Here is a 25,470-nt window from a genome sequence, read left to right on the forward strand (position 1 = left end):
CAACATCTCGACCACCCAGGTCTACACGCGGCTGGATTTCCAGCATCTCGCACAGGTCTACGACAAGGCGCACCCGCGCGCCGGCCGCAAGTCCTGACGTTCCGCCGGCCCGGCAAGGCGCCGGCGATGCCAGGCCTTGCCGCCCGCGTTCGGCGACACCTTCAAGGCCTCAAAGCATCAAGGCTTCAAGACTCAAGACTCAAGACTCAAGACTCAAGACTTCAGTGCGGCCATGAAGGCGGCCAGGTTCCATTCGAACATGCCCAAATAGGTCGATGCCTGCAGGCCGGGCTTGGCCAGCGCGTCCGAATACAGCGTCCCGCCCAGCTTGGCGCCGGTATCCTGGGCGATACGCTGGCCCAGGCGCGGGTTGCTGACATTCTCCAGAAACACGGCGGGCACCTTTTCGCGCTTGACCTGGTCGATGATGCGCGCCACGTCCGCAGCCGAAGGCTCGGCGTCCGTGGAAACGCCCATGGTGGAAATGAAAGTGACGCCATACGCCTGGCCGAAATACCCGAAGGCATCATGCGACGTCACCACGCGCTTGCGGTCGGGCGGCAAGGCCGCGAAAGCCTGCTTGACACGCTGGTCCAGCGCTTCGATTTTGGCGACGTAGGCATCCGTGCGCTGGCGATACGCGTCGGCATGGGCCGGATCCGCCTTGGCCAGCGCCGCGCCGATATTGCGCGCGTACAGGACGCCATTGGCCAGGCTCTGCCATGCATGGGGATCCAGGCTCGACGCATGGCCCGCGTGCGCCGCCGCGCCGTCGCCGGCATGGGCCGAAGCATGCTGCCCGGCATCCGAACCGACCACGCCGCCGATGTCATCGTCATCGAAATGGCGCGGCGTCACCCCATCGGAAGCAACCGCGATGGCGCCCTTGAAGTTCGCCGTCTTCACCAGGCGGTTCATCCAGGTTTCGAAGTTCAAGCCGTTCACCACCAGGAGCCGTGCCGCGCCGAGCGCCCGCGCGTCGCCCGGTGTCGGCTCGTATTCATGCGCATCGCCATCCGGACCCACCAGCGTATCGACCTTTACGTCGCCGCCGCCGATCTGCCTGACCATATCGCCCAGAATGGAAAAACTCGCGACGACGCGCAAGGGGGCGGCGGCCGGCGCGTCGGCCGCCCAGGCCAGCGGCGCGCAGACGGCCAGCGACAGCGCGCCCAGCCAGACGGCCAGCCTCGACGACCCACGGCGGGGTGATGTCCCGATTGCCATACCTGAACCTCCAGACAGCTCAATGCGCCGCGCCACGGGCGCGCCGCGACAGATCCAGCAAGCCGCCCTGCGGGCCGCATGCCACCGAAACCAGATAGATGACGCCCGCGCTCAGGATGATGGCCGGCGAGGCGGGCACGTTGCCGTGGTACGAAACCAGCAGGCCCGCCAGCGAAGCCAGCGCGCCGAACAGCGCCGCCAGCGGAATCTGCCCCGCGGCGCTCCGCGACCAGAACCGCGCGGACGCGGCGGGCAGCATCATGATGCCCACCACCATCAATGTTCCCAGGACCTGGAATCCCGACACCAGGTTGAATACGACCAGCATCAGGAAAGCCATGTGCACGCGCGATCCGCCACCGCCGGCGGCGCGCAGGAATCCCGGGTCCATGCATTCGGCCACCAGCAGCCGGTACAGGGCGCCGAGCGACAGCAGGGTAATAGTGGCGCAGGCCGTCACCAGCAGCAGTGCGTTGTCGTCCAGGCCCAGCACCGTGCCGAACAACACATGCAGCAAGTCCATGTTCGACCCGCGCAGGGATACCAGGAGCACGCCCAGGCCCAGAGAGATCAGGTAGAAAGCCGCGAAACTGGCGTCTTCGCGCAACGGCGTCAGGCGCGACACCAGCCCCGCCAGCAGCGCCACCGCCAGGCCGGTGATGATGCCGCCCAGCAGCATCGCGGTCAGCGACAGCCCCGATAACAGGAAGCCCGCCGCGACACCGGGCAGGATCGCGTGCGACATGGCGTCGCCCATCAGGCTCATGCGCCGCAGGACCAGGAAGACGCCCAGCGGCGCCGCGCCGAAGGACAAGGCGAACGCGCCGGCGAGCGCCCGGCGCATAAAACCGTAGTCCATAAAGGGCGACACCACCCACTCCATCATGCTCATGGCCGTCGCGTCCTCGTCCTATCGTTGCGCGATCCGGTATTCATGCAAGCTCCCGGTCGCGCAGCTGGCGGGCGGCGTGCAGATTGGCGTCGGTCAGGACGTCGGCGGTATCGCCCCAGGCCACGGCGTGGCCGGACAACAGCAGGGTGCGCGGGAAATGCGCGCGAACCAGATCCAGGTCGTGCAGCACGGCGATCACCGTACGCCCCTCGCCGTGGCACTGGCCCAGCAGGCGCATCAGGTCTTCGACCGTATGGGAATCCACGGCGGCGAACGGTTCGTCCAGCAACAACGCATCCGCGTCCTGCAACAGCAGGCGCGCAAACAGCGCGCGCTGCAATTGCCCGCCCGACAACGTGCCGACGATGCGGTCGCCCGCCCCTGCCAGCCCAACCGCTTCCAGGGCCTGACGCACGCGTTCGCGTTCCGAGGCGCCATAGCGCCGCCAGGCACCGACCCGCCGCCAGGCGCCCATCGCCACCAATTCATGCACGGTGATGGGAAATCCCCGATCCAGTTCGGCCGCCTGCGGCAGCCAGGCCAGGCCGCGGCGGCCCGCGCCGTCCAGGACGACCCGGCCCGCCATGGGCCGCAGCACGCCCATCACCCCTTTGATCAGCGTCGATTTGCCGGCGCCATTCGGGCCGACGATGGCAGTCATGGATCCTGGCAGGAACACCCCGCTGACATCGCTGACCGCGCGCCGGCCGCGCCAGCCGAACGAGGCCTGCTCCAATGAAATGCGCGCCGGCGCGCGCTGGCCGCCTACCACCATCCCATGGCCCATCCGGTCAAGCCCCACAGCGCCGCGCATACCAGTGCGGCGGCCCCCATGCGTTGCGCCGCCGACGCGAGCAGCCACGAGCCTTGCCCGGCGCCGTCCTGCCGCGCGCGCGCTTCGGCGGGGGCGACATCGCGATGCCCGGCAGCGGGTGGCGACACGGGCGCACCGGCCGGGTCGGACGAGTTGGCGTGGAAGGGATCGGAAGTCATGAAAGAATGAGATACAGCGCGGGGCACGGCGGGAAAGCATCGGCGCCGGGGACACCCCCGCCACCCCGCGCGCCCCCGCCACGCGCCGGGCACGCGGCATGGGCGGGACCGGAGCCGGCGACGTCCCTGGCTTCGCATTGTTATATCATAACAAAACTGGGGCCGACCTGACGCCCGCCGCGCGCGGGCCCGGTCGGGTATCCTCTACCCCATCCTACGTCCGCATGCCTGCCGGCCCCGCTCGCGTTATGCCCACCTCCCCCCGACCCGCCCGACCCGATGGCATCGGCGCCCAACTGGACGTCGCCGAAGCGCTGTGCGCGCAACGCGGCCGCCGGTTGACGCCGATACGCCGCAAGGTCCTGGAACTGCTGTTGCGGCACGGCCGCAGCCTGAAGGCCTATGACCTGCTGGAAGCCATGCGGGCCGTCCATCCCGGCGCGGCGCCGCCGACGGTGTACCGGGCACTGGACTTCCTGATGGATGAAGGGCTGGTCCATCGCCTGGACGCGGTCAATGCCTGGATCGCATGCCACGACGCCGGCGGCGCGCATCACGACCTGCTGGTGGTCTGCACCGGCTGCGGGGCCGTGGCGGAGGTCAGCGATCCGGCGATGAGCCGCCAGCTGGAAGAACGCGTCGCGCGCACCGGCTTCGCCCTGAACTCCCACGAAACGGAAATCCGCGCGCTGTGTCCGGCCTGCCAGCAAAAACGCGCGGCCGCGGCCGAGCCCGCGGGCCATGGCGGCCACGGGCCCGCCCATACGCACTAATACGTATGCCGGAATATTCCGAGCCGGGTATTGAAATCCCTGTATCTGCCCCCATTTGGCCGCAATCTCCCCTTTAAACCAGGGTAGGCCCGGGGTTTGCCCGGCGTCGCCGACTGTGCTGTAATCCTGCGTCCGGGCGGGAACGCGGCCCTAGAGATGGCGGCCCGACATATCCTTGCCCCCCGCGCTTCGCGCAACGCCCAGGCAACCTCGCCGGGGCATTTCGCCGAGGCCTCTATTCGGCAGTCATTATGAATACCTTGCGCAGTCTGGACGAAATGGTCCCCGTCACGATCCTCACCGGCTTCCTCGGTGCGGGCAAGACTACACTGCTCAAACGCGTCCTATCCGAATACCATGGCCGCCGCGTCGCGGTCATCGAAAACGAATTCGGCCCCGAGAGCATCGACAACGACCTGCTGGTGCAGGACAGCGATGAAGAAATCGTCGAACTCAGCAACGGCTGCGTCTGCTGCACCGTGCGCGGCGACCTGATGCGCACGCTGGGCGAACTGAAAGCCAAGCGCCAGAACGGCCAGCTGAACTTCGAACGCGTCATCCTGGAAACCACCGGCATGGCCAACCCCGGCCCGGTGTGCCAAACCTTTTTCATGGACGACGACATCGCCGAATACTATCGGCTGGATGCCGTCATCACGGTCGTCGACGCCAAGCACGGCATGGCCACCCTGGACGCCCAGGAAGAATCCCAGAAGCAGATCGGCTTCGCCGACCGCGTCCTGATTTCCAAGCGCGACCTCGTGAACGAGGCCGACTACGAAGCGCTGCGCGCCCGCATCGTACGCATCAATCCGCGCGCCCCCATCACGCCGGTGAACTTCGGCGAAGTCGACCTCAAGTCCATCATCGACATCAGCGGGTTCAACCTGAATTCGATCCTGGACATCGACCCCGACTTCCTCGCGGACGAGCATCCCGACGCCCAGCACGATCATGATCATGATCACGACCATGATCACGAAGGCGACTGCGGGCCGGAATGCGGCCACGGCCATCACCACCATCATCACGCGCATCACAGCGACGAGATCGGCGCCTTCGTGTTCCGGTCCAGCAAACCGTTCGATCCCGTCCGCCTGGAAGAATTCCTCGGCGGCGTGGTGCAGGTATACGGCCCGGACCTGCTGCGCTACAAAGGCATCCTCTACATGAAAGGGGTAAACCGGCGCATGCTCTTCCAGGGTGTGCACATGATGATGGGAGCCGAGCCGGGCAAACCCTGGACGGCCAGCGAAAAGCCGGCCACCAAAATGGTCTTCATCGGCCGCAAACTGCCCCAGGAAATATTTACCCGGGGACTGGAGCAGTGCCTGGTGGGGGCGTCCTGAAGCACGGGACGCCATCGCCAGGTCCGATTCATAGTGTGGAGTACTTTCATGGCTACCAAGGCAGCAACGAAAAAATCAAGCAAGTCGACAAACGAGACGCCGGTTGATCTGCCCAGCGAAGAAGAATTGCTGGCCATGCCCGAATCCGACTACATGAACGAACGCCAGCTGGCGTTCTTCAAGGACCGGTTGAAGCAGCTGGAGCAGGACATCCTGAACAACGCGGGCGAAACCACGGAACATCTGCGCGAAACGCAATTCGTTCCCGACCCCGCCGACCGCGCCACGATCGAAGAAGAACACGCGCTCGAGCTGCGCACGCGCGACCGCGAACGCAAGCTGCTGAAAAAGGTCCAGCAGTCCATCGCCCGCATCGACAGCGGCGAATACGGCTGGTGCGAGGAAACGGGCGAGCCCATCGGCATCCCCCGCCTGCTGGCCCGTCCCACGGCCACCCTGTCGCTGGAAGCGCAGGAACGCCGCGAGATGCGCCAAAAGCTCTACGGCGACTGATACGCCCGCCGGGCGTGCAAGTCCGCAAGCAGGGCCGGACCGGCACAGGTCCGGCCCTTTTTCTTTGCGCCGCGCGGGGGCACATCGATATCCGCGGGTGCCGAATCGCCATGCGCGCGGCCCGGCACCGCCCGGGAGCAGGAGCGGTAGCCCGCCCGATCTTGATCTCCGCGCCGGCGCCCCCATATGCCATGGTTACAGGCTCCCCGCTTACAGGAATGGGAGCTGCCCGCGTCGGCGCGAAGGAAAAGCATCATGGATCAATATCACGGCACTACCATCGTCAGCGTGCGGCGCGGCAACCGCGTCGCGCTGGGCGGCGATGGCCAGGTCACGCTCGGCAACATCATCATCAAGGGCACGGCGCGCAAAATCCGCCGCCTTTATCACGACAGGATCCTGGCCGGCTTTGCCGGCGCGACAGCCGATGCCTTCACCCTGCAGGAACGCTTCGAGGCCAAGCTGGAAAAGCACCAGGGCCATCTGATGCGCGCGGCGGTCGAACTGACCCGCGACTGGCGCACCGACCGCGTGCTGCGCCGCCTGGAAGCGATGCTTATCGTCGCCGACCGCGACCATACGCTGGTCCTGACCGGCAACGGTGACGTCCTGGAGCCGGAACACGGCCTGGCCGCCATCGGTTCGGGCGGCGCCTATGCGCAATCGGCGGCGCGCGCCCTGCTGGACCACACCGACCTGTCGCCCGAAGACATCGTCAAGAAGTCGCTGGAGATCGCCGGCGACCTGTGCATCTACACCAACCAGAACCACCTGATCGAAACGCTGGGCGAATAAGCGCCCGCGCCCATGTGCGCCGCGCACCGTCCGCCCGCCTCCGTGTGCCCAAGGATCCAAGCATGTCCGCCTCCACCATGACTCCCGGGGAAATCGTCTCCGAACTCGACAAATACATCGTCGGCCAGAATCGCGGCAAGCGATCCGTCGCGGTCGCCCTGCGCAACCGCTGGCGCCGCCAGCAAGTCGCCGAGCCGCTGCGCAACGAGATCCATCCCAAGAATATCCTGATGATCGGGCCGACCGGCGTGGGCAAGACCGAGATTGCGCGCCGCCTGGCCAAGCTGGCCAATGCGCCCTTCATCAAGATCGAAGCCACCAAGTTCACCGAGGTCGGCTATGTCGGCCGCGACGTCGACACCATCATCCGCGACCTTACCGAATATTCCATCAAGCAGACCCGCGAGCTGGAAATGCGGCGGGTCCGATCGCAAGCGGAGGACGCGGCGGAAGACCTGATCCTGGATGCGCTGGTGCCCCCGCCGCGCACCGCCAGCGGCGAGCCGGACCGCAACGACGAAAGCAGCGCCCGCCAGACTTTCCGCAAGCGCCTGCGCGAAGGGAAGATCGACGACCTGGAAGTGGAAATCGAAGTCGCGCAACCCGTGCCGCAGATGGACATCATGGGCCCGCCCGGCATGGAAGAAATGACGGAGCAGCTGCGCGGCATGTTCGCCGGCCTGAACCGCGACAAAAAGAAATCGCGCAAGCTCAAGGTCAAGGAAGCCTTCAAGCTGCTGGTCGAGGAAGAAGCCGCCAAGCGCGTCAACGAAGACGACCTGCGCAGCGCGGCCATCGCCAATGTCGAACAGAACGGCATCGTGTTTCTGGACGAAATCGACAAGATCGCCGCGCGCCAGGAGACCGGCGGCGCCGAAGTCTCCCGCCAGGGCGTACAGCGCGACCTGCTGCCGCTGGTCGAAGGCACGACCGTCAATACGCGCTACGGAATGGTCCGCACCGACCATATCCTGTTCATCGCCTCCGGGGCCTTCCACCTGGCCAAGCCGTCCGACCTGATTCCTGAATTGCAGGGGCGCTTTCCCATCCGGGTAGAGCTCGATTCCCTGACCGCCGCGGACTTCGTGCGCATCCTGTCGGATACCGACGCCTCGCTGACCAAGCAGTACACCGCCCTGATGGCCACGGAAGACGTCAAGCTGGAGTTCACCGACGATGGCATCGCGCGCCTGGCCGAGCTGGCGTTCACCGTCAACGAAAAGACCGAGAACATCGGCGCGCGGCGCCTGTACACCGTCATGGAAAAGCTGCTGGAGGATTTGTCCTTCGATGCGGCCGCCAGTTCGGGCGGCGTGGTGCGTATCGACGCCACCTACGTGAACGACAAACTGGCTGAAGTGGCGGGCAGCCAGGACCTGGCGCGCTACGTGTTGTAGACCCGATCCAATTCCGCTAGGGAAGCATGTTCTTGTCGATCGCGGTCACCACATACCTGCCGTCCTGCCGGGTGGCGGTAAAGCGGACCTTGTCGCCAGGCTTGATATCCCGCAGCAAGGCCGGCGCCACGTGATACACCAGCGTCGCGGCGGGCAAGCCCAGCTCCTTGATTTCCCCGTGGCGCAACACCACCGTCCCCTGCTGGATGTCGATGCGCCGCACCTCGCCAGTGGCGGTGGCCGGACCTTTGCCCTGCTCCGCGCCCGCCGTCCCGGCGATGCCCGCGGCGATGGCCATAGCCACCATGGCGGCCGCCCGCAGCGTCGCGCGCCTGCGCCCATCCATGGCCAGTCCGCCCGGCGCCCGTGGCGGGGCCGCCCCTTGCCCGTCTTCCAACATCGTTGCTCCTTGCGGCCGCTTCGGCCTGCAACTAGCATAGCGCCACTCGCTCCACGGAAGACGACATTGTCCGCTACCACCCCCTACATCATCCGTCCCGCGACCCCGCGCGACATCCCCGGCATCCTGGCGCTGATGCGCGAACTGGCCGAGTACGAGAAGCTGACGGCCATCTTCGCCGCCACCGAGGATAGCCTGCGCGCCTCGCTGTTCGGCCGCACACCGGCGGCCGAATGCCTGGTGGCCCAGCGCACCGATGAGCAGGACCCCGCGCTGCTCGCCTATGCGGTCTGGTTTCACAACTATTCGACCTTCCTGTGCCGGCGCGGCCTGTACCTGGAAGACGTTTACGTCCGCGCCGACCAACGCGGCAACGGGATCGGGCGCGCGCTGCTGCGGCAACTGGCCGGCATCGCGGTCGAACGCGGTTGCGGACGATTCGAATGGACGGTGCTGGATTGGAACCAGCCGGCCATCGATTTCTATGAAAGCCTGGGCGCGGAAATCCTGCCGGAGTGGCGCATCGTCCGCGTCACCGGCGACGCGCTGGACAAAATGGGGCGCGCCCCGATCGCTGCGCCAGCCGGGGCCGGCCAGCATGGCTAACCGCCTGACCGTCATCGCCACGCGTGCCGGCGACGACGGCACCACCGGCCTGGGCGACGGCAGCCGGGTCGCGAAAGACAGCGCGCGCGTCGCGGCCCTGGGCGACGTCGACGAACTCAACAGTGCGCTGGGCGTGGTACTGGCCGAACCGCAGCTGGATGCTGGCGTGGCGGCCGACCTGCGCGATGTGCAGCATGCACTCTTCGACATGGGGGCGGAGCTCTGCATACCGGGCTACGCCAAGCTGGACGGCAACCACGTCAGTCACCTCGATGGCCGGCTCGCCCACTACAACGCCAGCCTGCCGCCGCTGCGCGAATTCATCCTGCCCGGCGGCTCGCGGGCGGCAGCGCTGCTGCACGTCGCCCGCACGGTGTGCCGCCGCGCGGAACGCGCCGTCGTCGCCCTACAGCGCATGGAAACGGTCAATAAACCGGTCGTGCAGTACTTGAACCGGCTCTCCGACCTGCTCTTCGTCATGGCGCGGGCGGTCAACCGTTCCGCCGGAACGCCCGACGTTTACTGGCGCAATCCATCCAGGGACGCACCCGGCAAACCGTGATGTGCTGTGCTGTGCTGAGCACCCGCTGGGCAAGGCAGGGTCGGACAGCATGCCGGGATCGACGGACAACGCTTCCAGACACGCCGACGTATCCGCGATGGCGTAGGCTTCCGTCCGACCCGGTGGCCTTGCCAGGCGAACGAGGTTCGCCACCTTGCTCAGCAGCACCCCGCCAAGATAGCGCAGTCTCCCTGGAGGAAAGATGGCCTGGCGCCATTGCCGGGCGCGCAAATTGCTCGTGCTTGGATGACGCCGAATTGGCGCATTTCCAAGGAGAATTCCATGACTGCACGATCCATCACCCGCGGGCTTCTGGCCGCCGGAGTCCTTGCCTTCACCACGGGCGCCTGGGCCCAGCCCGCCCCTGCCTCGCCTGTCCCGCATAAGAAAACGGAACAGCGCAGCACGCTGGCCAGCGCCGACAAGGATTTTCTGGAGAACGCCGCGCAGGGCGGGCATGCCGAGATCGAAGGCAGCAAAATGGCCCAGACCAAGAGCAGCAATGCCGATGTGAAGCAGTTCGCGGACCAGATGATCCAGGACCACACGAAGGCGAACGAGGAACTGATGGCGCTGGCCAAGCAGAAGGGCTACACCCCGCCCGATAAGCCGTCGATCCTGCAACGCACGGAGCTGAAGGCGCTTAGCGCCACCAGTGGCGACACCTTCGACAAGATGTACGTAAGCCGGATCGGTGTGGCCGCGCACGAGGACACCGTCAAGCTCTTCAAGAAGGCCGCCGCCGAAGCCAAGGACCCGGACATCAAGGCCTGGGCCGCGAAGACGCTGCCCACGCTGCAGCACCACCTGGATATGGCCAACGCGCTGCACCAGAAGATCGACACGGACAGCAAGGCCAAGAAGTAAGCGGGCAATCGAGTAAGCAGGCATCGGCGCGGTCACTGGCCGCGCCGGCCGCATCCGCCGGATGGCTTCATCCGGGCGTCCGATCGCCCAACATCCGCCTGGGCGTCCGCCACGCTGCAAGACAGAGCAACCACGCAACCGCAGCGGGCGCGAATAGGGCCTGCGCCGGCCAGCGGTACTGCAATAGCGCGCCGCTGACTGCGCCCACAAGCAGCCCCAGAAAGGCCGCGAGATGTGGTCCTGCGCGCTGCATTTGGCGGGTAGCGGCGTAACGGCCCAGGGCCTGCCCCAGGCGCGCCAGCGCACCCGTCACGTAGGTCAGGCCCACGGACTGGCCGTCGACTTTTTCGAATGCGGCATTCAGGACGCCCATCGTCAGCACCGCGACCAGACGCGCCGCTTGGCGCCATGCCTCCGCAGGACCCATCCCATGATCGCCCAGATATAGCCCGGCGCAGGAAACCGTCAGCAGCATCGCGACGGCGCCCAGCACGGCGGGGCGCGAATGCCGGGCGCGCTGCGCGATGGCCTCGCCCAGCGCGCTTCCCAGCACGAACAGCAGCAGGACGGCCGCCAGCCGGCCGGCATGCCGCGTGTCCAGGGCGGCCACGGCCAGCCCCAGGTTGGTGGTGTTGCCGCTCATGAACGATACGAAGCTGCCCGCCGCGATCAGGCCGATCGCATCCGTCATCCCAGCCAGGCAGGAGAGCGCGGCGACGAACAGCGTCCGCATGGCGGCGCTGTCCGGATCAGTTCACGCCGGCCGCGTGCGCCTGCTGGTCCGCGTGGTAGGAGGAACGCACCATCGCGCCCACCGCCGCGTGCGAGAAGCCCATTTCATAGGCTTCGCGCTCGAACATCGCGAAGGTGTCGGGATGGACGTAGCGCAGCACCGGCAAATGGTGCTCCGAAGGTTGCAGATACTGGCCGATGGTCAGCATGTCGACCCCGTGCGCGCGCATGTCGCGCATCACCTGCAGGATTTCGTCGTCCGTTTCGCCCAGGCCCAGCATCAGGCCGGATTTGGTCGGAACATCCGGGTGCAGGCGCTTGAACTCCTGCAGCAGCTTCAGCGAATGCGCGTAATCGGAACCGGGACGGGCCTGCTTGTACAAGCGTGGCACCGTTTCCAGATTGTGATTCATGACATCCGGCGGACCGGCGTTGAGGATCTCCAGCGCGCGGTCCAGGCGGCCGCGGAAATCCGGCACCAGGACTTCGATGCGAGTCGACGGCGACTGCTCGCGCACCTGCCGGATGCACTCGACGAAATGGCCGGCGCCGCCATCGCGCAGGTCGTCGCGGTCCACGGAAGTGATCACCACATAGGACAGCTTCAGCGCCGCGATCGTGCGCGCCAGGTTCCGCGGCTCGTCGGCATCCAGCGGATCCGGGCGGCCATGCCCCACATCACAGAACGGGCAACGGCGAGTGCACTTGTCGCCCATGATCATGAAGGTCGCGGTGCCCTTGCCGAAGCACTCGCCGATATTCGGACACGACGCCTCTTCGCAGACGGTGTGCAGATTGTGCTCGCGCAGAATGCGCTTGATGTCGTAGAAGCGCGAGCCTGGCGCGGCGGCGCGCACGCGTATCCATTCGGGCTTCTTCAGCCGCTCGGCCTGCACCACCTTGATCGGAATGCGGGCCGTCTTGGCCTGCGACTTCTGCTTCGCGGTCGGATCGTAAGGCTGGGCGGAATCGGCCGGCACGGCGTGCGGGACGACCGGCACGGACGGGGAATGGGAGGCGTCGGCCTGGGCGGGCTCGGCGAAGGAATGATCTGCGGGCGTGGACATGAGTCGGCTGCGCGCGGCGCCCGAGGCGCCGTCTTCGGGAAAAACCCTAGTTTACTCCCGGCCGGCGGGGCGGCGCGGGCACCAGCCCATACCGGGACATGACTTCCATCAGCCTGGCCCGATCCGGCGGCCCGCCGGCACTGACGACGTCCCGCACATCACGGAAATACCGGGCGCCGATGTCGGGCGTCAAAACGATCAGGGCGCGGGCCGTCCCGGCGTGCGGGTTGCTGAAGTGATGCACCGATCCCTTAGGCGTGTGCATCCACTCGCCGGGCTTGAGATCGCGCGCGATGCCATCCACCGAATAGCGAAGCACCCCTTCCAGGACATACGCGCACTCTTCGTTATGCGTGTGGCTGTGCGGCGGAGGCACCTGCGAGCCCGGTGCCACGGTCAGTTCGAAGACGCCCATGCCGCCGGTGGCGGTGCCATCGATCAGGTATCGAATGGCCAATTGGCCGATGTGGATGGCGTCGGTTACGGGCGCGTTGCTGTCGGTCATGATGAAGTCCCCCTTTCGTTATTCGCGCGGAATGGCGCCCGTCCAGGGAACGGGTATTGCCCTGGAAGCTGCGTTCGACCGCGTCCTTGTCCTGGATGGTCAGGGTCCGGTTGGGGCAGCGCCGTCTTCGTAGCCGGTGCCGTGACGCCCAGGACCCGGTCCCTACGCGGAGGATATGCCAACAGTCGGCTGAACGCACGGGGCGCGCCGGCATGTCGGCCATCCGGCCGAATCCGGCGGGGTGGGGCGTACGCGGCCGGCGCCAGGCCTCAGGCCTCAGGCGCCGCCGTCTTCGCGCACCGCGACGCGTGCGATGCGCGACGCCAGGCTTTCGCCTACATCCCGCAGGCTGGCCGCCACGCCACACGACGCCATATCCGTGGTCGCCAGGTTCTCGTACCCGCACGGATTGATGCCCAGGAAAGGCGCGAGGTCCATATCGACGTTCAAGGCCACGCCGTGATAGGCGCAGCCGGAGCGGATCTTGATGCCCAGCGCGGCGATCTTGGCCAGTTCGCCGCCGGCGGACGGGACGGGCACATAGACGCCCGGGGCGCCGGGCTTGCGGCAGGCCTGAATACCGTAGCCGGCCAGGGTGGCGATGACGGCGTCTTCCAGGAAGGCCACGTATTCCTTCACATAGATCCCGGCGCGCCGCAGATCGATCAGGGCATATGCCACCACCTGGCCCGGACCGTGATAGGTGACCTGGCCGCCGCGATCGGTACGCACGACGGGGATGTCGCGGGGATTCAGCACATGCTCGGGCTTGCCCGCCTGCCCCAGGGTATACACCGGCCCATGCTCGCACAGCCAGATCTCGTCGGCGGTGGCGGGCGTGCGGGCCTCCGTGAAGGCCTGCATTGCCTGCCATACCGCCGCATAATCGGCGGGCCGGTTCAACCACTTGATCATGCGCGGGCGCCCCTTGCCGGTGGGCCGTATGGCGCCCGCCCAGGGCCTGTTTGCGTACTCATGCGAGGGGTGTTCCGGCGTTGACAGGCCCTAGAGCACGACGGCGACCAGCGGATGGCCGTGCAGTGCCCGGTACAGCCCGTCCAGCTGCTCGCGCGAGGTGGCGCGTACCGTGAAGGTCAGGCCGATGTAATTGCCGCCCTTGCTCGGCCGCATTTCGACGGTGGCGGGATCGAAGCCGGGATCGAACTGCAATACGACTTCGGTCAATACCTGGGCGAAATCCGGATGCCGCTTCCCCATCACCTTGATGGGGAAATCGCTGGGGTATTCGATCAGGGATTGTTCGGGCGGGATATTCATCATGCGTATTACATGGGGACGCCGGAGGCTTTTCCAAGCAGCGCGGCGATACGGGCATCATACCCCCGGCGCAGGGCCGCATAAACCGGGCCGGGTCGGCCCGCACCCACCGGTTTGCCGTCCAGCGTCGCGACCGGCAGGATCTCCCGGGTAGCCGAAGACACCAGCAGCTCGTCGGCATTTTCGACTTCGGCGCGCGCAATGGGGCGCATCTCGAAGGGAATACCGGCTTCCTGCGCGAGCTCGGCCATCAACCCGTAGCGTATGCCCTCCAGCACCAGATGGTTCTTGGGCGCGCCCAGCAGCTTGCCGCCCGCCACCGCCCAGACATTGCAGGTCGCGCCCTCGGTAAGAATGCCGTCGCGAAACTGCACGACTTCATCGGCGCCCTCGTCCACCGCGCGCTGCTTGGCCAGCACATTGCCCAGCAGGGAAACCGACTTGATATCGCAGTGCAGCCAACGCTCGTCGGGAATCGACACCAGCGATACGCCCTGCTCGCGCAGCTCGGCGTCGGGCCGGGTGAAAGGCGAAGTCATGCCGAACACCGTAGGCGTCAGGCGTTCCGCCGGAAACCCGTGGTCGCGCTTGGCCACGCCACGCGTAACCTGCAGGTACACCACGCAGGAAGGCGTCAATGACCGCTCGATCAGCCCCTGGACGACCTCATCCCAGCCGGCGCGATCGAAGGGCGATTCGATGCGGATGCTGGCCAGGCTGCGCTCCAGCCGCGCGAGGTGTTCGGCCATGCGGAAAGGACGGCCTTCGTACACCGGCACGACTTCATAGATGCCATCGCCGAAAATGAACCCGCGGTCCAGGACCGAGATTTTCGCGTCCTGCAACCGCAGGAATTCGCCATTCAGATACGCCAGGCTATCGCCCGGCACGCCCGGAATCATGAGTACTCCTTGCAAGGAAAAATTGGCGCGCGACGGACCGCCATGACAAACCGCGCCGCAATGAAAAAGGCGGACCTCCGTCCGCCCTGTCCAGCCGGCCCGGCGGCCGTCCGCGGGATGGCCGCCAGCTTACACCGCCTGGGCTGCCTACTGCATCCAGCGCTTCACGATATCGATCATGCGGCTGAAAAAGCCCGCGCGTTCCACGGATTCGCGCACGACCAGCGGCTCGGTGCGCAGGGTCTTGCCGTCCAGGGTCAGGCGCAGCGTGCCCACGCGCTGGCCTTTTTCCAGCGGCGCGACGAGCGGATCGGTGCGCTCCGCCACCGGCTTGACGTCCGCGGCCTTGCCGCGCGGCACGGCGATCCAGACCGGGGCCGGGGGACCGAGCTTGGCGTTCTCGACCTTACCTTCCCATACGCGCGCGTCCAGCGCCGGCTGGTTGTTGTCGAACAGCTTGACGGTATCGAAGTTCTGGAAGCTCCAGTTCAGCAGCTTGAGGCTTTCCTCCGCCCGCGTGGACTCGCTATCGGCCCCGACCATCACCGTCAGCACGCGGCGGTCGCCGCGCAGGGCGGTGGCGACCAGGCAATAGCCCGCCGATTCGGTGTGCCCGGTCTTCATGCCGTCCACCGAGGGATCGGCCCACAACAGCCGGTTGCGATTGGGCTGGCTGATCTTGTTGTAGGTGAAGGCCCGCTGCTTGTAGTAGTGGAAGTAATCGGGATGATCGGTGATCAGGTGGGTGGCGATGGTCGCCAGGTCGCGTACCGTCGTGGTGTGCTGGGGATCCGGCAGGCCGGTGGCATTGACGAAGTGCGTGTCCTTCATGCCCAGGCGCTCGGCTTCCTGGTTCATCAAGGTTGCGAAGGCGGTTTCGCTGCCGGCCACGGCCTCGGCCAGCGCCACCGAAGCATCGTTGCCGGACTGAACGATCACGCCCTGCAGCAGCTCGTCCACCGTGACGGGCTTGCGCGGCTCGATGAACATGCGCGAACCGCCCGTACGCCAGGCATGTTCGGACACCGGCACCTGCTGGTCCAGCGTCAGGCGCTTTTCGTCGAGGGCATTGAAGACCACATACGCGGTCATGATCTTGGTCAGGGATGCCGGCTCGACCTGCTGGTCGGGGTTGGACCCCGCCAGCACCTGGCCGCTATTGACGTCCACGGAAATCCAGGCCCGCGCGGCGATTGCCGGGGCGGGCACCGAAGACACCGCGGAGACCGGAGAGATGCCATTGGCGTCCGCGTTGGCCACCTGCGAGGCGGACGCCCCCGATGGCGTCGTCGCTGCCTGGGTGGGATTGGTTGCCGGGGCCGGCGCCGCCGCCTTGGCCGCCGGTTTGCCCGCTGTCTGTGCCCAGGCCGCCGGCGCTCCCATCGCCAGCGCCGCTGTCAACGTGCCGGCGACAAGGCGCCGTCCAACGGTTGAAGGGGAAAAACGGGGCAAACGCGGAATCGTCATCGGCAAAATCGGGAGGGGTCGGGGATGGGCGTGGAAACCTACAATTATAGGCAGGCCAAGTAAGCGCGATACCCGGGAAAGCCTGTCTGCACGCCGTCGAACATGCAACGCCATGCAACTTCCAAAACAAACATTTACAACCAGAAGCCTAACAGTACGATCGCCCGTGCGGCGGCGCGCGACACTGCCGTAAGAAAGCAGCGGGGTGTCGCGCGCAAGAAACGCGCGCGCGCGCAGCGGGCGACACTTGTATTGGAGCAGATACATTCTTGTTACTATGCTGAGCCAACCGACCTAAGCCGTTACCGTCAGCCGGCCGACTTCGGCCCTAGTGCAGTTTCACATCCTGCAGTCGATCATTCATGAGCGGCACCTATCTCGCTGGGACGGTCCTTTTGTCCCTTATCGTCGTGGCGCTGGCCGCGTATACCGCCGTATTGGCCTCGCGGTACGCGGCATCGCGGCGTTCCCTGGACGGCTCCCTGCGCGAGGTCAGCATCGCCTTGCAGCGCCTGGCCACCACGGACATGCTGACCGAACTGCCCAACCGCACCGCGCTGGCCGGGTCCACCGACATGGCCATTACGCGCGCGCGCCATACGGGCAACGAATTCGCGCTGCTGCTGATGGACCTGGATGGCTTCAAGCACATCAACGATTCGCTGGGCCACAGCATCGGCGATGGCATGCTGCAATCCTTCGCGCGGCGGCTGCGTGCCTGCGTGCGGGGCGAAGACACCGTCGGGCGCCTGGGCGGCGACGAGTTCGTCGTGCTGGTCGAAGGCCTGAACAGCCGCGAGGGTGCCGCCCGCGTGGCGCAGGCCGTCAATACCGCCATGCGCGACGATCTGACATTCCAGGGCATGACGCTGCGGCTTACCGCCAGCATCGGCATCGCCATGTTCCCGCACGACGGCGAAGACGTCGAAACGCTGATGAAGAACGCCGACATCGCGATGTACGGCGCGAAGGAACATGGCCGCAACGGCTTTCGCTTCTACGAACCGCACATGGGCGAAAGCTACCGGCGCATGCTGATGATGCAGCAGGGGCTGAACGATGCGCTTATCAGCGAACAGCTCAGCCTGGACTACCAGCCGGAATTCGCCGACGGCGGCCACCGCGTGACTGCCGCCGAAGCGCTGCTGCGCTGGAGCCATCCGCGCCTGGGCGCGGTGCCGCCGGGCGAATTCATTCCCGTCGCGGAACGCTCGGGCCAGATCATCGAGATCGGATTCTGGGTCATGCGCACGGTATGCCGGCATATGAAGCGCTGGGACGCCCGCGGCCTGCCCTCTTTGAAGGTGTCGATCAATCTATCGACCAAGCAGCTGTCGCATCCGGATTTCGTCGAGCGCATGGTCGCCATCGCGCACGAGGAAGGCGTACCGCCGACCCGCCTGGTCTTCGAGATCACGGAATCGGTCGCCATGCAGGATGCGGAGCTCAGTTCGCGCGTCATCCGCGCCTTCCGCGGACACGGCTTCGGCATCGCCATCGACGACTTCGGCACCGGCTATTCCAGTCTGGCCTATCTACAACAGTTCCGCGCACAGCAATTGAAGATCGACCGATTCTTCACGCAAGGGCTGGACACGCACGGCGAGGAAGGGCGCGCCATCGTGGCGGCCATTCTGGCCATGGCGCACACGCTGAACATGGAAGTCGTCGCGGAAGGCGTCGAAACCACGACGCAATTGAACGCCCTGAGGGCACTCTCTTGCGACCAAATGCAAGGTTATCTCTTGAAGCGTCCCATGCCGCTCGCGGCTTTTGAATTTTTCCTCGAAAGCCTGGGCAAGCCTGTCCCGGCGATCGGTACCTCGCTGGAAGGCGGCCTGCCCGTTCGGCCCTGACATCGTTCGGGGCGTTGCGTCGGCACCCCGCGCGTACCCGCCAGCAAGGCTGGCGGGGGATTTCATTCCACGGGTTTCTCCTTAAAGGACGCTCCGGCAATTTATTTGTACGATTGCGTGGACAAAGGAACAAACGCACCACGGACCTGACCGGGAGGGGCCCTATGGACGCGTATGACGTGCAGGATGCGATCGATCGCTGGACGATACGCCATCCACCGGGGGCAGCGCGCCGGACGGCACGCCCGCCGATCGCACACGCGCAGGGCCCGATCATTCACGATGCCGCCGGCGCACGCTATCTGGACTTCGGCTCCAACCCGACGGGCGCGATCCTCGGCCACAACCATCCCCGTTATGTCGAGGCAGTGCGACGGCGCCTGCATACGGTCAGCGACGATACCTTCCTCGACCAGGACGCATTGCTGCTGCACTGCCGCCTGGGAGAAATCCTGACCCCCCCGCTGCAGAAATCGCTGCTCGTCCCGCATGGGGACGCCGCGTTGCGCGTCGCGGCCGGCATGGCCCGCGCCGTCACCGGCGGCGCCGATATCATCGCGGTATCCGCCACCCATGATGGCGCGCTGTGCTTGACGCGGCCGGCCACGGCTGCATCGCACCCGAGCATTCCCCCGGCTCCGAGCGTATCCCAAGCGCACGCCACGGCTGCCGTTTGTCCCGACCCCGCGCAATGTTCCTGCGGCGCGCAAGGTGGCCTGCAACCGTGCCCCTGGGCGGCATTCGAGGCCGCGGTAAACGCTTGCGAACGGCGCCCCGCCGCGCTGCTTATGACGCCCTTCGCCGGCGGCGCGTCCGGCGCGGGGGCTGGCTGGGCACCCGTCCTGCGGCGCCTTTGCCACCAGTACGGCATGCTGTTGATCGTCGACGAGACCGCCACCGGCTACGGCAGAACAGGCCGCATGTGGGGGCACCAGCATGACGATGTCGTCCCGGACATCCTTATCGTATCGGCGCGCTTCGGGGCAGGCCAGTCCATCGATGCGGTCTGCACGGCACCCGATATCGCGGAACAGGTACGCGCCTGCGACAACGGGGCGCTGGACCTCGCGTGGCACGATCCCGTGGCCTGCATCGCGGCCGTCACGACGATCGACATTGTGCGGGAAGAGGCGCTGGTCTCGCGCGCCGCGGCGATAGGCGAATACCTGAAGACGCGCCTGGATGCGATGGCGGCCGACAGACTGTTGATCGGCGCGGTCCATGGCCGGGGGGCGATGTATGCGATCGAGCTATCGGCGGACTGGGCTGCCGGAAATCACGCGCACCGGCTCGGGCAGGAAGTCGTACAGGCATGCCGCGACCAGGGATTGCTGTTGCGCGAGCGGGCCGGCGACGATCCGGACCGCATCGTCCGCGTGGCTCCGCCCATGGTCAGCACCGAAACACAACTCGATGAGGGGCTGGAAATCCTGGAGCGCGTCCTGCGCGATATCGCCGCCGGACGCCGTGCCTCCGGGGCCTCACGGCCAGGCACGCGCGAGCCGGGTCAGCACCAGCTGTCGTAACAGCAGCAGCTTGCCGTGGAAGAAGTGCGTGGCGCCGGGGATGACCACCACCGGCACCGAACGGTCCCGCGTCCAATCGAAGAGCTCGACCAGGGGCACGACTTCGTCCTGCTCCCCATGGACGATCAGCGTGTCGTCCGGCAGCGCCACATCGCGGAACTGGAAGCGCCAGACCGCGGCGCCCGCCAAAACCAGGGCCGACGGCCGCGCCATGCCGCTATCGGCCAGTGCGGCATCCAGCTGCGCGGCAACCGCGGTACCGAAAGAAAAGCCGGCCAGGGCCCATGGCGCGGCGGCCAGCCCGGGTTCCCGTTCCAGCCATTGCGCGACCAGCTCGCGCATATCTTCGGTTTCGCCGCGCGCCTTGTCGAATTCCCCCGCCGACGCGCGCACGCCGCGAAAATCCGGGCGTAGCGCCACCAATCCCTGCTGCACACACGCACGGGCGATCGTCGTCACGACCTTGTTATCGCGCGTGCCCTCGTGCAACGGATGCGGGTGCAGCACCAGCGCCCAGCCGCGCGGCGCGCCTTCCGGCCAATCCACGGCGCAATCGATGGGGCCGGCCAGGCCGTTGAACTGGACAATCTCGGTACGGGCGGACATTGCAGGGCACTCGTCAGGGCAAAGAACGCGATGTTAAACCGGCAGCGCCGGCCGCCGGCGCCGGGGACGATGTCGAGGTCGATGCCGCCAGGCTTCGTTCCAGCCAGGCGGAAAGGTCGCCCGCCGCCATGTCCGTCGCGGTACGCAGGGCTTGCACGCCCCCCTGCGCGTCCTGGCTGGGCGCTGTCGCCGCGCGTGCCAAGCGAAGGGAATCGACTACGCGCCGGTCCCGCACCAGGACGGCCTGAAGCGCGACCTGCCCCGAGCTGGACTTGCCGTCCGGCGTGTAGACCTGCTCGAAGCGGGTCAACGTCACCTGCAGCACGGGCGCACGGGGATCGACGCCATCCTGCACCACCGGCCCCATCGCGGAGAGCCGGTCGATCACGCGCTGCTGCACGAGTTGCGACGGCGGCGCGGCCCAGCGATACGTCGCATAGGAATGCGGACTGGCGCTATCGCCCACACGCCAGATCACACCGGTATCCGTCAACATCTGCGCGGCGGAGAAACTGACCGCCACGGCCTCGCGGCGCGTGGCCTGGCCGCCGGACGACGCAGTGGAAGCGCCTGACGATGCCGCCAGACTGCCTGACGGCATCGCACCGCCCGCCGACGCCGATGCCCCGGACGGCAGCGCCGCGGACGCGCCCGGCGCCGGACCCAGATCGAACAACTGCGCCGGCGGACTCGTGCGCCCCAGGCTGCATCCGCCCAGCGCCACGGCCAGGGCCAGCACCGCGGGCAGCGAACGCCAGACACCCCATCGTCGGGCATGGCGGGTCATCTGCGGGTTCATTGTCCTCTCCCAAATCCTTCGAAGCCGGCTTCGCCCGGTCCGGGCCGCGGCGGCGGCGCCCCGAAAATAATCGACTGCGGCGTATCGCCGACGCGCCGCACGGTGGTGGACACGCCGCGCGCGGTGGCGCTGACCTGGTTCGCCATGCCGCTGACGGCCGGCAAGGTGTCATTGGACAGGCGTGAAGCGGCATAGGCGATCTCGCGCAGGCTGCGCGTGGCCATCACCAGCGGCCCATCCGGCGCATCCAGGCGCGCCACCGCGATGCGCGCCTGCTGCGCCAGCGCCGAAATATCGCGCGCCGCCCCTTGCGCCTGCCGCGACGTTTCGCCCAGGTTATCGATCAGGGGCCCGACCTTCGCCACCAGCGGACGCAGCTGCGCGCTCGCGTCCTTCAGCGAGGCCGACACCGTGGCCGCATCCCGCAAGGCGGACTGCAAGGCCTGCAGGTTCTGGTCGTTCAGCAGGACGGCCAACTGGCCCGAGATCTTCTCCAGGTTGCCGACGATATTGCCGCCGCCGAGCGAAAGCCGCTCGAGCAGGCCCGGACGCAACGGAATGATCGGCAAGGCATCGCCCTGGCGCTCCAGCCGCACCCGCGAACTGCCGTCGTCGCGCAAATCGATATTGGCCAGGCCCGTAATTCCCTGCACGCCCAGCTCCGCCCAGGTCGCCTCGGTAATCGGCACACTGGGCGCCACGCCGATGCGGATGCGCACACGGCCCGGCACATTGGGATCGAAGCTCAATCCCTGGACCTTGCCCGCGGGCACGCCCTGGTAGCGCACCGGCGATTGCGCCGACAGCCCGCTCACCGCCGTATTGGAAATAATCTCGTACTCGGTCAACGTGGCGCGATCACGGTTGATCACCAGGGCGATCAACAGGACGGCCGCCAGCAGCACCAGCGTAAACGCACCCGCCAGCAGCGCATGGCTACGGCTTTCCATACATCAACTCCTTTGGAGCCAGGTCACCAAGCGCCCGGCGGCCGCGCTCGCCCAGGAAGAAAGCTTGGATAAAGGGATGATTCACTTGCAGGATTTCCTGCAGGGTATCGCAGGCAACGACATGCTTGTCGGCCAGGACCGCGACGCGCGAGGACAGCTCCACCAGCGTATCGAGATCGTGGGTCACCATCAGCACCGTGAAATGCAGCTGCTTGTGCAGATTGCGCACCAGGTCGACGAACTCATCGGACCGCTGCGGATCCAGGCCGGCTGTCGGCTCGTCCAGGAACAGCAACTGCGGATCCAGCGACAGGGCGCGCGCCAGCGCCACGCGCTTGACCATCCCGCCGGAAAGGTCGGCGGGCCGCTTGTGCGCATCGTCGGCCGACAGGCCCACCATCTCGAGCCGGCACATCACCACGTCCTGCACCAGCGCTTCCGGGATCGTGCGCAATTCGCGCAGCGGCAGGGCGACGTTGTCGAACACCGACAACGCCGAGAACAAGGCGCCGGCCTGGAAAAGCACGCCCCATCGCCGCGCCAGCTTGCCGCATTCCATCGAGCTCATTTCCGAGACCGGCATGCCCATGACTGTCACCCTGCCCGCGGCCGGCGTTTCCAGGCCCATGATCTGCCGCAGCAACACCGTCTTGCCGGAGCCGGATCCGCCCACCAGCGTCAGGATCTCGCCGGGATAGACCGTCAGGTTCAGGTCTTCGTGCACGACGTGGTCGCCGAACGCCGTCTTCAGGCCCACCACCGAGATAATGGGCGCCACGGTCAGCGCGTCGTCCTTGAACAAATGCCGCTGTTGAGAGACATCGTCTTTCATAAAGCCACCCCGCTCAGCATCACGGCGTACAACGCGTCGACCAGGATCACACCGGTAATGGAAGTCACCACGGACGTCGTCGTGCGGCGGCCGAGGCTTTCCGTATTCGGTTCGATGTTCAACCCGAAATAGCATGCGACCAGCGCGATCACCACACCGAAGGTCGCCCCTTTGACCAAGCCGATGCCGTAGTTCGACAAGCTCACCGCGTCCGGCAGCGTGTTCAGGAACCAGCCCAGCGACACGCCCAACTGCGCCCGCGCGGCCAGCATGCCGCCCAGCAGCGCCATCGCATCCGTCCACACCACCAGCAGCGGCATCGACACCGCCAGCGCAACCACGCGCGGCAGGATCAGCCGCTGGCTATACGAAATGCCCATCACCGCCATGGCGTCCAGCTCCTGCGTGACGCGCATCACGCCGATCTGCGCCGTAAAGGCGGACCCCGACCGGCCGGCGACCAGGATAGCCGCCAGCACCGGCCCCAGCTCGCGCACGATGGACGTCCCCAGCAGGCGCACGATAAAGCGCTCGGCGCCGTAGGTCTGCAACTGCTGCGACGACAGATACGAAATCACCACCCCGATCAGGAAGCCCACCAACGCGGTAATGCCCAGCGCCTGCGCGCCCGCACGGTAGATCTGCGCGGAAATTTCGCGCCACGGCGCGCGGGCGGGATTGCGCAGCATCGCGCCCAGGTCCAGTATCAGCTGGCCCAGCATGATGGTCATCGCGTAGCCATGGCGCGCGCCCACCAGGATGCCCTCGCCCAGTGTCACGAGCGGACCCAGGCGGTCTTCGGGCGGCGGGGGCGGCGCGACGACTTCGTGCGGATGGGCAGCCAGGGCGTCGAACACTTCCTTCAGCCCGGCGGACACCCGCAGCCGGTCAGGCATCCTGTCGCCCCAGGCATGCCAGATCAGGTTGGCACCGACGGTATCCAGGCGGACGATGCCGGTCAGGTCCCAGCGCGCATCGCGCGCGGCTTGCTCCAGGGCGTGGCAGCGGGCCTGGACCTCGCCGGGCCGCGCCAGGGCGTGAACGCTCCAGTCGCCGCTCACATAGCAAACGCCGCCGGAAAGCCGGAAAGGCGACACGGCGGCGGCCGGCGGATTCGGGTGGGTCTGGACCATGGAGTATCGATGGGACCGGTCTGGCGCCGGCCCTCCTGGACGCGAACAGGGGTAATGATACGCGGAGTAGCCCGTCCGGACGGGTGCGGGAACGCGCCACGCAACGCAGGGCTATAAAATCCGCTCATCGCTCGCCGATCCGGCCATTGCCGCCCCGCGAACATTCTCTACACCCTGCGCTGTCCCAGCCCTCGACGTTCCCCATGCCCGATTTGCCCGGACTTCCTTCGCCAGACCATATGGCCGCCGCCCTGCGTGCACGGTTGATGGACGGCGCCCGCACGCCTTTCGGCCACGTCGACTGGACGGCACGGACCGGCTCGACCAATGCCGATCTGCTGGCGCGCGCGCGCCAACGCGGCCCCGGCGCGGACGCCGTCCACGGCTCCGACACCCCGAAACCATGGCTGCTCGGCGCCCATTTGCAACAGACCGGACGCGGCCGCGCTGGACGGGCATGGCAAAACCGGCCGGGCGCGGCGCTGATGTTTTCCTGCGCATTCGATACCGTCCTGCCCCCTTCCCACCTGCCCGTCCTGTCTCCGCTGGCCGGCCTGGTGGCGTGCGAAGCCCTGCGCGCCATTGCCGGCGCGGCCGGCGAACGCCTGTGCGTCAAATGGCCCAATGACGTGCAATGGGGCGACGCCAAGCTTGCGGGCGTATTGGTCGAAACCACGCGCAATCCGGCTGGCCGGCACGCCGGCCACACCGTGGTCATCGGCATGGGCATGAACCTGTGCGACGCCGAAGACTTGTCCCGTACCCTGCAGCGCCAGATAGCGGACTGGACCTCGACGGGCAGCGACGTCGCGCTTAGCGACGTCGTCTGCGAAGTCGCCATGGCGTGGCGCAATGCCCTGGCCGAAGTCGAACGCGACGGATTCGCCGGGTTCGTCGGGCGATTCAGGCGATTGGATGCCCTGGAGGGGCGCGACATCCAGGTGCTGGACAAGGGTACCGTCCTGCACCACGGCCTGGGGTGCGGCGTGGACGCGCAAGGACGCCTGCGGATCCGCACCTGGGAAGGCGAACTGCCGGTGTCGGTCGGCGAGATTTCGGTGCGGCCCGCATGAAAACCATCATCCTGATCGACTCCGGGAATACGCGGCTGAAGGTGGGGGTTGTCGAAGGTGCTGGCGATGCGAACCTCCACGCCCACGCGCTGGACAACGACGACATCCGTGGCTTAAAGAACTGGCTCGCTACACTATCCGGCGCGCCTGTCGCCGCGTTGGGCACCAACGTCGCGGGCCCGGCGCGCCCCGCCGCTATCGAAGCGGCCTTGGGCGACATCCACTGCCCCGTGCGCTGGATCGTGCCGCAGGTGCACGCCTATGGATTGACCTCGCGCTATACGCAGCCAGGACAACTGGGCGCGGACCGATGGGTGTCGATGCTGGGCGTGCTGGCCAGACGCGATGCGGTTAAGAACGGGGCATCCGA

General features: G+C 66.8%; 29 protein-coding genes. 12 read left to right on the forward strand and 17 right to left on the reverse strand.

Features of this window, described 5'->3' with window-relative positions; translation table 11 throughout:
• Positions 1 to 213 precede the first annotated feature (213 nt).
• The 4 genes from ACO1P8_RS23315 to ACO1P8_RS23330 are packed head-to-tail and all read right to left on the reverse strand — an operon-like array spanning position 214 to position 3,112.
• Entirely contained in the window at positions 214 to 1,227 is a 1,014-nt protein-coding gene (locus ACO1P8_RS23315; protein WP_486298223.1) for a metal ABC transporter substrate-binding protein, read from the reverse strand.
• 19 nt (positions 1,228 to 1,246) lie between these two features.
• Positions 1,247 to 2,119, reverse strand: a complete 873-nt coding sequence (locus ACO1P8_RS23320) for a metal ABC transporter permease (protein WP_486298224.1) — start codon at positions 2,117 to 2,119, stop codon at positions 1,247 to 1,249.
• Positions 2,120 to 2,159: 40 nt separating this feature from the next.
• Complete coding sequence (locus ACO1P8_RS23325) at positions 2,160 to 2,894, reverse strand: metal ABC transporter ATP-binding protein (RefSeq protein ID WP_486298225.1); 735 nt, start codon at positions 2,892 to 2,894, stop codon at positions 2,160 to 2,162.
• On the reverse strand, positions 2,885 to 3,112 hold the full coding sequence (locus ACO1P8_RS23330; RefSeq protein ID WP_486298226.1) for a hypothetical protein: 228 nt from the start codon (positions 3,110 to 3,112) through the stop codon (positions 2,885 to 2,887). The genes ACO1P8_RS23325 and ACO1P8_RS23330 overlap by 10 nt, the downstream gene beginning before the upstream one ends.
• 248 nt (positions 3,113 to 3,360) lie before the next feature.
• On the opposite strand from ACO1P8_RS23330, the gene ACO1P8_RS23335 reads away from it, so the two are divergent.
• From ACO1P8_RS23335 to hslU, 5 genes are all read left to right on the forward strand, one after another.
• Positions 3,361 to 3,885: a Fur family transcriptional regulator gene (locus tag ACO1P8_RS23335; protein ID WP_486298227.1), complete on the forward strand. Its 525-nt coding sequence runs from the start codon at positions 3,361 to 3,363 to the stop codon at positions 3,883 to 3,885.
• A gap of 251 nt (positions 3,886 to 4,136) precedes the next feature.
• Positions 4,137 to 5,234, forward strand: a complete 1,098-nt coding sequence (locus tag ACO1P8_RS23340; RefSeq protein WP_486298228.1) for a CobW family GTP-binding protein — start codon at positions 4,137 to 4,139, stop codon at positions 5,232 to 5,234.
• A 48-nt stretch (positions 5,235 to 5,282) separates the two neighbouring features.
• Positions 5,283 to 5,747, forward strand: coding sequence for an RNA polymerase-binding protein DksA (gene dksA / locus ACO1P8_RS23345; protein ID WP_066356861.1), 465 nt, complete (start codon positions 5,283 to 5,285; stop codon positions 5,745 to 5,747).
• 255 nt (positions 5,748 to 6,002) lie between these two features.
• Positions 6,003 to 6,542 carry an ATP-dependent protease subunit HslV gene (gene hslV / locus ACO1P8_RS23350; protein ID WP_094844217.1) on the forward strand — a complete coding sequence of 180 codons (540 nt, stop codon included), beginning with the start codon at positions 6,003 to 6,005 and terminating at the stop codon, positions 6,540 to 6,542.
• Positions 6,543 to 6,604: 62 nt separating this feature from the next.
• Positions 6,605 to 7,939, forward strand: coding sequence for an ATP-dependent protease ATPase subunit HslU (gene hslU, locus ACO1P8_RS23355; protein ID WP_486298229.1), 1,335 nt, complete (start codon positions 6,605 to 6,607; stop codon positions 7,937 to 7,939).
• A 16-nt stretch (positions 7,940 to 7,955) separates the two neighbouring features.
• On the opposite strand, the gene ACO1P8_RS23360 is transcribed toward hslU, so the two are convergent.
• Complete coding sequence (locus ACO1P8_RS23360) at positions 7,956 to 8,285, reverse strand: copper-binding protein (RefSeq protein ID WP_486298247.1); 330 nt, start codon at positions 8,283 to 8,285, stop codon at positions 7,956 to 7,958.
• 189 nt (positions 8,286 to 8,474) lie between these two features.
• Here ACO1P8_RS23360 and ACO1P8_RS23365 point away from each other — a divergent pair, with 189 nt between their 5' ends.
• From ACO1P8_RS23365 to ACO1P8_RS23375, 3 genes are all read left to right on the forward strand, one after another.
• Positions 8,475 to 8,945, forward strand: coding sequence for a GNAT family N-acetyltransferase (locus ACO1P8_RS23365; RefSeq protein ID WP_486298248.1), 471 nt, complete (start codon positions 8,475 to 8,477; stop codon positions 8,943 to 8,945).
• A complete protein-coding gene (locus ACO1P8_RS23370; protein WP_486298230.1) occupies positions 8,938 to 9,507 on the forward strand; it encodes a cob(I)yrinic acid a,c-diamide adenosyltransferase in 570 nt (189 codons plus the stop codon). The genes ACO1P8_RS23365 and ACO1P8_RS23370 overlap by 8 nt, the downstream gene beginning before the upstream one ends.
• A 282-nt stretch (positions 9,508 to 9,789) precedes the next feature.
• Positions 9,790 to 10,374 carry a DUF4142 domain-containing protein gene (locus ACO1P8_RS23375; RefSeq protein WP_486298231.1) on the forward strand — a complete coding sequence of 195 codons (585 nt, stop codon included), beginning with the start codon at positions 9,790 to 9,792 and terminating at the stop codon, positions 10,372 to 10,374.
• A gap of 67 nt (positions 10,375 to 10,441) precedes the next feature.
• Here ACO1P8_RS23375 and ACO1P8_RS23380 read toward each other — a convergent pair whose 3' ends face one another.
• The 7 genes from ACO1P8_RS23380 to ACO1P8_RS23410 form a co-directional block, all read right to left on the reverse strand.
• Positions 10,442 to 11,107, reverse strand: a complete 666-nt coding sequence (locus tag ACO1P8_RS23380) for a YoaK family protein (RefSeq protein ID WP_486298232.1) — start codon at positions 11,105 to 11,107, stop codon at positions 10,442 to 10,444.
• A gap of 16 nt (positions 11,108 to 11,123) precedes the next feature.
• Positions 11,124 to 12,173 (reverse strand): lipoyl synthase, encoded by a 1,050-nt coding sequence (lipA, locus tag ACO1P8_RS23385; protein WP_486298233.1) that lies wholly within the window; start codon positions 12,171 to 12,173, stop codon positions 11,124 to 11,126.
• Between the two features lie 46 nt (positions 12,174 to 12,219).
• Positions 12,220 to 12,678, reverse strand: a complete 459-nt coding sequence (locus ACO1P8_RS23390; RefSeq protein ID WP_486298234.1) for a cupin domain-containing protein — start codon at positions 12,676 to 12,678, stop codon at positions 12,220 to 12,222.
• A 276-nt stretch (positions 12,679 to 12,954) separates the two neighbouring features.
• On the reverse strand, positions 12,955 to 13,593 hold the full coding sequence (gene lipB, locus ACO1P8_RS23395; RefSeq protein WP_486298235.1) for a lipoyl(octanoyl) transferase LipB: 639 nt from the start codon (positions 13,591 to 13,593) through the stop codon (positions 12,955 to 12,957).
• A gap of 90 nt (positions 13,594 to 13,683) precedes the next feature.
• A complete protein-coding gene (locus ACO1P8_RS23400) occupies positions 13,684 to 13,959 on the reverse strand; it encodes a YbeD family protein (RefSeq protein WP_094844222.1) in 276 nt (91 codons plus the stop codon).
• A gap of 5 nt (positions 13,960 to 13,964) precedes the next feature.
• Positions 13,965 to 14,858 carry a D-amino acid aminotransferase gene (locus ACO1P8_RS23405; protein ID WP_486298236.1) on the reverse strand — a complete coding sequence of 298 codons (894 nt, stop codon included), beginning with the start codon at positions 14,856 to 14,858 and terminating at the stop codon, positions 13,965 to 13,967.
• Positions 14,859 to 15,005: 147 nt separating this feature from the next.
• On the reverse strand, positions 15,006 to 16,325 hold the full coding sequence (locus ACO1P8_RS23410) for a D-alanyl-D-alanine carboxypeptidase family protein (protein WP_486298237.1): 1,320 nt from the start codon (positions 16,323 to 16,325) through the stop codon (positions 15,006 to 15,008).
• A gap of 362 nt (positions 16,326 to 16,687) precedes the next feature.
• Between ACO1P8_RS23410 and ACO1P8_RS23415 the strand changes: the two genes are divergently transcribed.
• Together ACO1P8_RS23415 and ACO1P8_RS23420 are read left to right on the forward strand one after the other, a co-directional pair.
• Positions 16,688 to 18,181, forward strand: coding sequence for a putative bifunctional diguanylate cyclase/phosphodiesterase (locus ACO1P8_RS23415; RefSeq protein WP_486298238.1), 1,494 nt, complete (start codon positions 16,688 to 16,690; stop codon positions 18,179 to 18,181).
• 164 nt (positions 18,182 to 18,345) lie between these two features.
• Positions 18,346 to 19,707 (forward strand): aminotransferase class III-fold pyridoxal phosphate-dependent enzyme, encoded by a 1,362-nt coding sequence (locus ACO1P8_RS23420; protein WP_486298239.1) that lies wholly within the window; start codon positions 18,346 to 18,348, stop codon positions 19,705 to 19,707.
• Here the strand turns inward: ACO1P8_RS23420 and ACO1P8_RS23425 are convergent.
• The 5 genes from ACO1P8_RS23425 to ACO1P8_RS23445 are packed head-to-tail and all read right to left on the reverse strand — an operon-like array spanning position 19,663 to position 24,027.
• The gene (locus tag ACO1P8_RS23425; protein WP_486298240.1) at positions 19,663 to 20,313 is read right to left on the reverse strand and encodes an alpha/beta hydrolase; all 651 of its coding nucleotides are present in this window, start codon (positions 20,311 to 20,313) and stop codon (positions 19,663 to 19,665) included. The two genes, ACO1P8_RS23420 and ACO1P8_RS23425, sit on opposite strands and share 45 nt — an antisense overlap.
• A gap of 13 nt (positions 20,314 to 20,326) precedes the next feature.
• A complete protein-coding gene (locus ACO1P8_RS23430; protein WP_486298241.1) occupies positions 20,327 to 21,112 on the reverse strand; it encodes an ABC-type transport auxiliary lipoprotein family protein in 786 nt (261 codons plus the stop codon).
• Positions 21,109 to 22,062 (reverse strand): MlaD family protein, encoded by a 954-nt coding sequence (locus ACO1P8_RS23435; protein ID WP_486298242.1) that lies wholly within the window; start codon positions 22,060 to 22,062, stop codon positions 21,109 to 21,111. Before ACO1P8_RS23435 ends, ACO1P8_RS23430 begins: the two co-directional genes overlap by 4 nt.
• Positions 22,049 to 22,894: an ABC transporter ATP-binding protein gene (locus ACO1P8_RS23440; protein ID WP_486298243.1), complete on the reverse strand. Its 846-nt coding sequence runs from the start codon at positions 22,892 to 22,894 to the stop codon at positions 22,049 to 22,051. The genes ACO1P8_RS23435 and ACO1P8_RS23440 overlap by 14 nt, the downstream gene beginning before the upstream one ends.
• The gene (locus ACO1P8_RS23445) at positions 22,891 to 24,027 is read right to left on the reverse strand and encodes an MlaE family ABC transporter permease (RefSeq protein WP_486298244.1); all 1,137 of its coding nucleotides are present in this window, start codon (positions 24,025 to 24,027) and stop codon (positions 22,891 to 22,893) included. Before ACO1P8_RS23445 ends, ACO1P8_RS23440 begins: the two co-directional genes overlap by 4 nt.
• 203 nt (positions 24,028 to 24,230) lie before the next feature.
• Here ACO1P8_RS23445 and ACO1P8_RS23450 point away from each other — a divergent pair, with 203 nt between their 5' ends.
• Both ACO1P8_RS23450 and ACO1P8_RS23455 read left to right on the forward strand, forming a co-directional pair.
• Complete coding sequence (locus ACO1P8_RS23450; RefSeq protein ID WP_486298245.1) at positions 24,231 to 25,100, forward strand: biotin--[acetyl-CoA-carboxylase] ligase; 870 nt, start codon at positions 24,231 to 24,233, stop codon at positions 25,098 to 25,100.
• A partial coding sequence (locus tag ACO1P8_RS23455) for a type III pantothenate kinase (RefSeq protein WP_486298246.1) occupies positions 25,097 to 25,470 on the forward strand: 374 nt, incomplete at its 3' end. The genes ACO1P8_RS23450 and ACO1P8_RS23455, both read left to right, overlap by 4 nt.

The organism is Bordetella sp., assembly GCF_057362025.1.

What these genes read in the sequence shown, in the direction of transcription:
- ACO1P8_RS23315 (WP_486298223.1), bottom strand. Translation starts at nt 1,227, where the DNA reads ATGGCAATCGGGACATCACCCCGCCGTGGGTCGTCGAGGCTGGCCGTC.
- ACO1P8_RS23320 (WP_486298224.1), bottom strand. Translation starts at nt 2,119, where the DNA reads ATGAGCATGATGGAGTGGGTGGTGTCGCCCTTTATGGACTACGGTTTT.
- ACO1P8_RS23325 (WP_486298225.1), bottom strand. Translation starts at nt 2,894, where the DNA reads ATGGTGGTAGGCGGCCAGCGCGCGCCGGCGCGCATTTCATTGGAGCAG.
- ACO1P8_RS23330 (WP_486298226.1), bottom strand. Translation starts at nt 3,112, where the DNA reads ATGACTTCCGATCCCTTCCACGCCAACTCGTCCGACCCGGCCGGTGCG.
- ACO1P8_RS23335 (WP_486298227.1), top strand. Translation starts at nt 3,361, where the DNA reads ATGCCCACCTCCCCCCGACCCGCCCGACCCGATGGCATCGGCGCCCAA.
- ACO1P8_RS23340 (WP_486298228.1), top strand. Translation starts at nt 4,137, where the DNA reads ATGAATACCTTGCGCAGTCTGGACGAAATGGTCCCCGTCACGATCCTC.
- dksA (WP_066356861.1), top strand. Translation starts at nt 5,283, where the DNA reads ATGGCTACCAAGGCAGCAACGAAAAAATCAAGCAAGTCGACAAACGAG.
- hslV (WP_094844217.1), top strand. Translation starts at nt 6,003, where the DNA reads ATGGATCAATATCACGGCACTACCATCGTCAGCGTGCGGCGCGGCAAC.
- hslU (WP_486298229.1), top strand. Translation starts at nt 6,605, where the DNA reads ATGTCCGCCTCCACCATGACTCCCGGGGAAATCGTCTCCGAACTCGAC.
- ACO1P8_RS23360 (WP_486298247.1), bottom strand. Translation starts at nt 8,285, where the DNA reads ATGGATGGGCGCAGGCGCGCGACGCTGCGGGCGGCCGCCATGGTGGCT.
- ACO1P8_RS23365 (WP_486298248.1), top strand. Translation starts at nt 8,475, where the DNA reads ATGCGCGAACTGGCCGAGTACGAGAAGCTGACGGCCATCTTCGCCGCC.
- ACO1P8_RS23370 (WP_486298230.1), top strand. Translation starts at nt 8,938, where the DNA reads ATGGCTAACCGCCTGACCGTCATCGCCACGCGTGCCGGCGACGACGGC.
- ACO1P8_RS23375 (WP_486298231.1), top strand. Translation starts at nt 9,790, where the DNA reads ATGACTGCACGATCCATCACCCGCGGGCTTCTGGCCGCCGGAGTCCTT.
- ACO1P8_RS23380 (WP_486298232.1), bottom strand. Translation starts at nt 11,107, where the DNA reads ATGCGGACGCTGTTCGTCGCCGCGCTCTCCTGCCTGGCTGGGATGACG.
- lipA (WP_486298233.1), bottom strand. Translation starts at nt 12,173, where the DNA reads ATGTCCACGCCCGCAGATCATTCCTTCGCCGAGCCCGCCCAGGCCGAC.
- ACO1P8_RS23390 (WP_486298234.1), bottom strand. Translation starts at nt 12,678, where the DNA reads ATGACCGACAGCAACGCGCCCGTAACCGACGCCATCCACATCGGCCAA.
- lipB (WP_486298235.1), bottom strand. Translation starts at nt 13,593, where the DNA reads ATGATCAAGTGGTTGAACCGGCCCGCCGATTATGCGGCGGTATGGCAG.
- ACO1P8_RS23400 (WP_094844222.1), bottom strand. Translation starts at nt 13,959, where the DNA reads ATGATGAATATCCCGCCCGAACAATCCCTGATCGAATACCCCAGCGAT.
- ACO1P8_RS23405 (WP_486298236.1), bottom strand. Translation starts at nt 14,858, where the DNA reads ATGATTCCGGGCGTGCCGGGCGATAGCCTGGCGTATCTGAATGGCGAA.
- ACO1P8_RS23410 (WP_486298237.1), bottom strand. Translation starts at nt 16,325, where the DNA reads ATGACGATTCCGCGTTTGCCCCGTTTTTCCCCTTCAACCGTTGGACGG.
- ACO1P8_RS23415 (WP_486298238.1), top strand. Translation starts at nt 16,688, where the DNA reads ATGAGCGGCACCTATCTCGCTGGGACGGTCCTTTTGTCCCTTATCGTC.
- ACO1P8_RS23420 (WP_486298239.1), top strand. Translation starts at nt 18,346, where the DNA reads ATGGACGCGTATGACGTGCAGGATGCGATCGATCGCTGGACGATACGC.
- ACO1P8_RS23425 (WP_486298240.1), bottom strand. Translation starts at nt 20,313, where the DNA reads ATGTCCGCCCGTACCGAGATTGTCCAGTTCAACGGCCTGGCCGGCCCC.
- ACO1P8_RS23430 (WP_486298241.1), bottom strand. Translation starts at nt 21,112, where the DNA reads ATGAACCCGCAGATGACCCGCCATGCCCGACGATGGGGTGTCTGGCGT.
- ACO1P8_RS23435 (WP_486298242.1), bottom strand. Translation starts at nt 22,062, where the DNA reads ATGGAAAGCCGTAGCCATGCGCTGCTGGCGGGTGCGTTTACGCTGGTG.
- ACO1P8_RS23440 (WP_486298243.1), bottom strand. Translation starts at nt 22,894, where the DNA reads ATGAAAGACGATGTCTCTCAACAGCGGCATTTGTTCAAGGACGACGCG.
- ACO1P8_RS23445 (WP_486298244.1), bottom strand. Translation starts at nt 24,027, where the DNA reads ATGGTCCAGACCCACCCGAATCCGCCGGCCGCCGCCGTGTCGCCTTTC.
- ACO1P8_RS23450 (WP_486298245.1), top strand. Translation starts at nt 24,231, where the DNA reads ATGCCCGATTTGCCCGGACTTCCTTCGCCAGACCATATGGCCGCCGCC.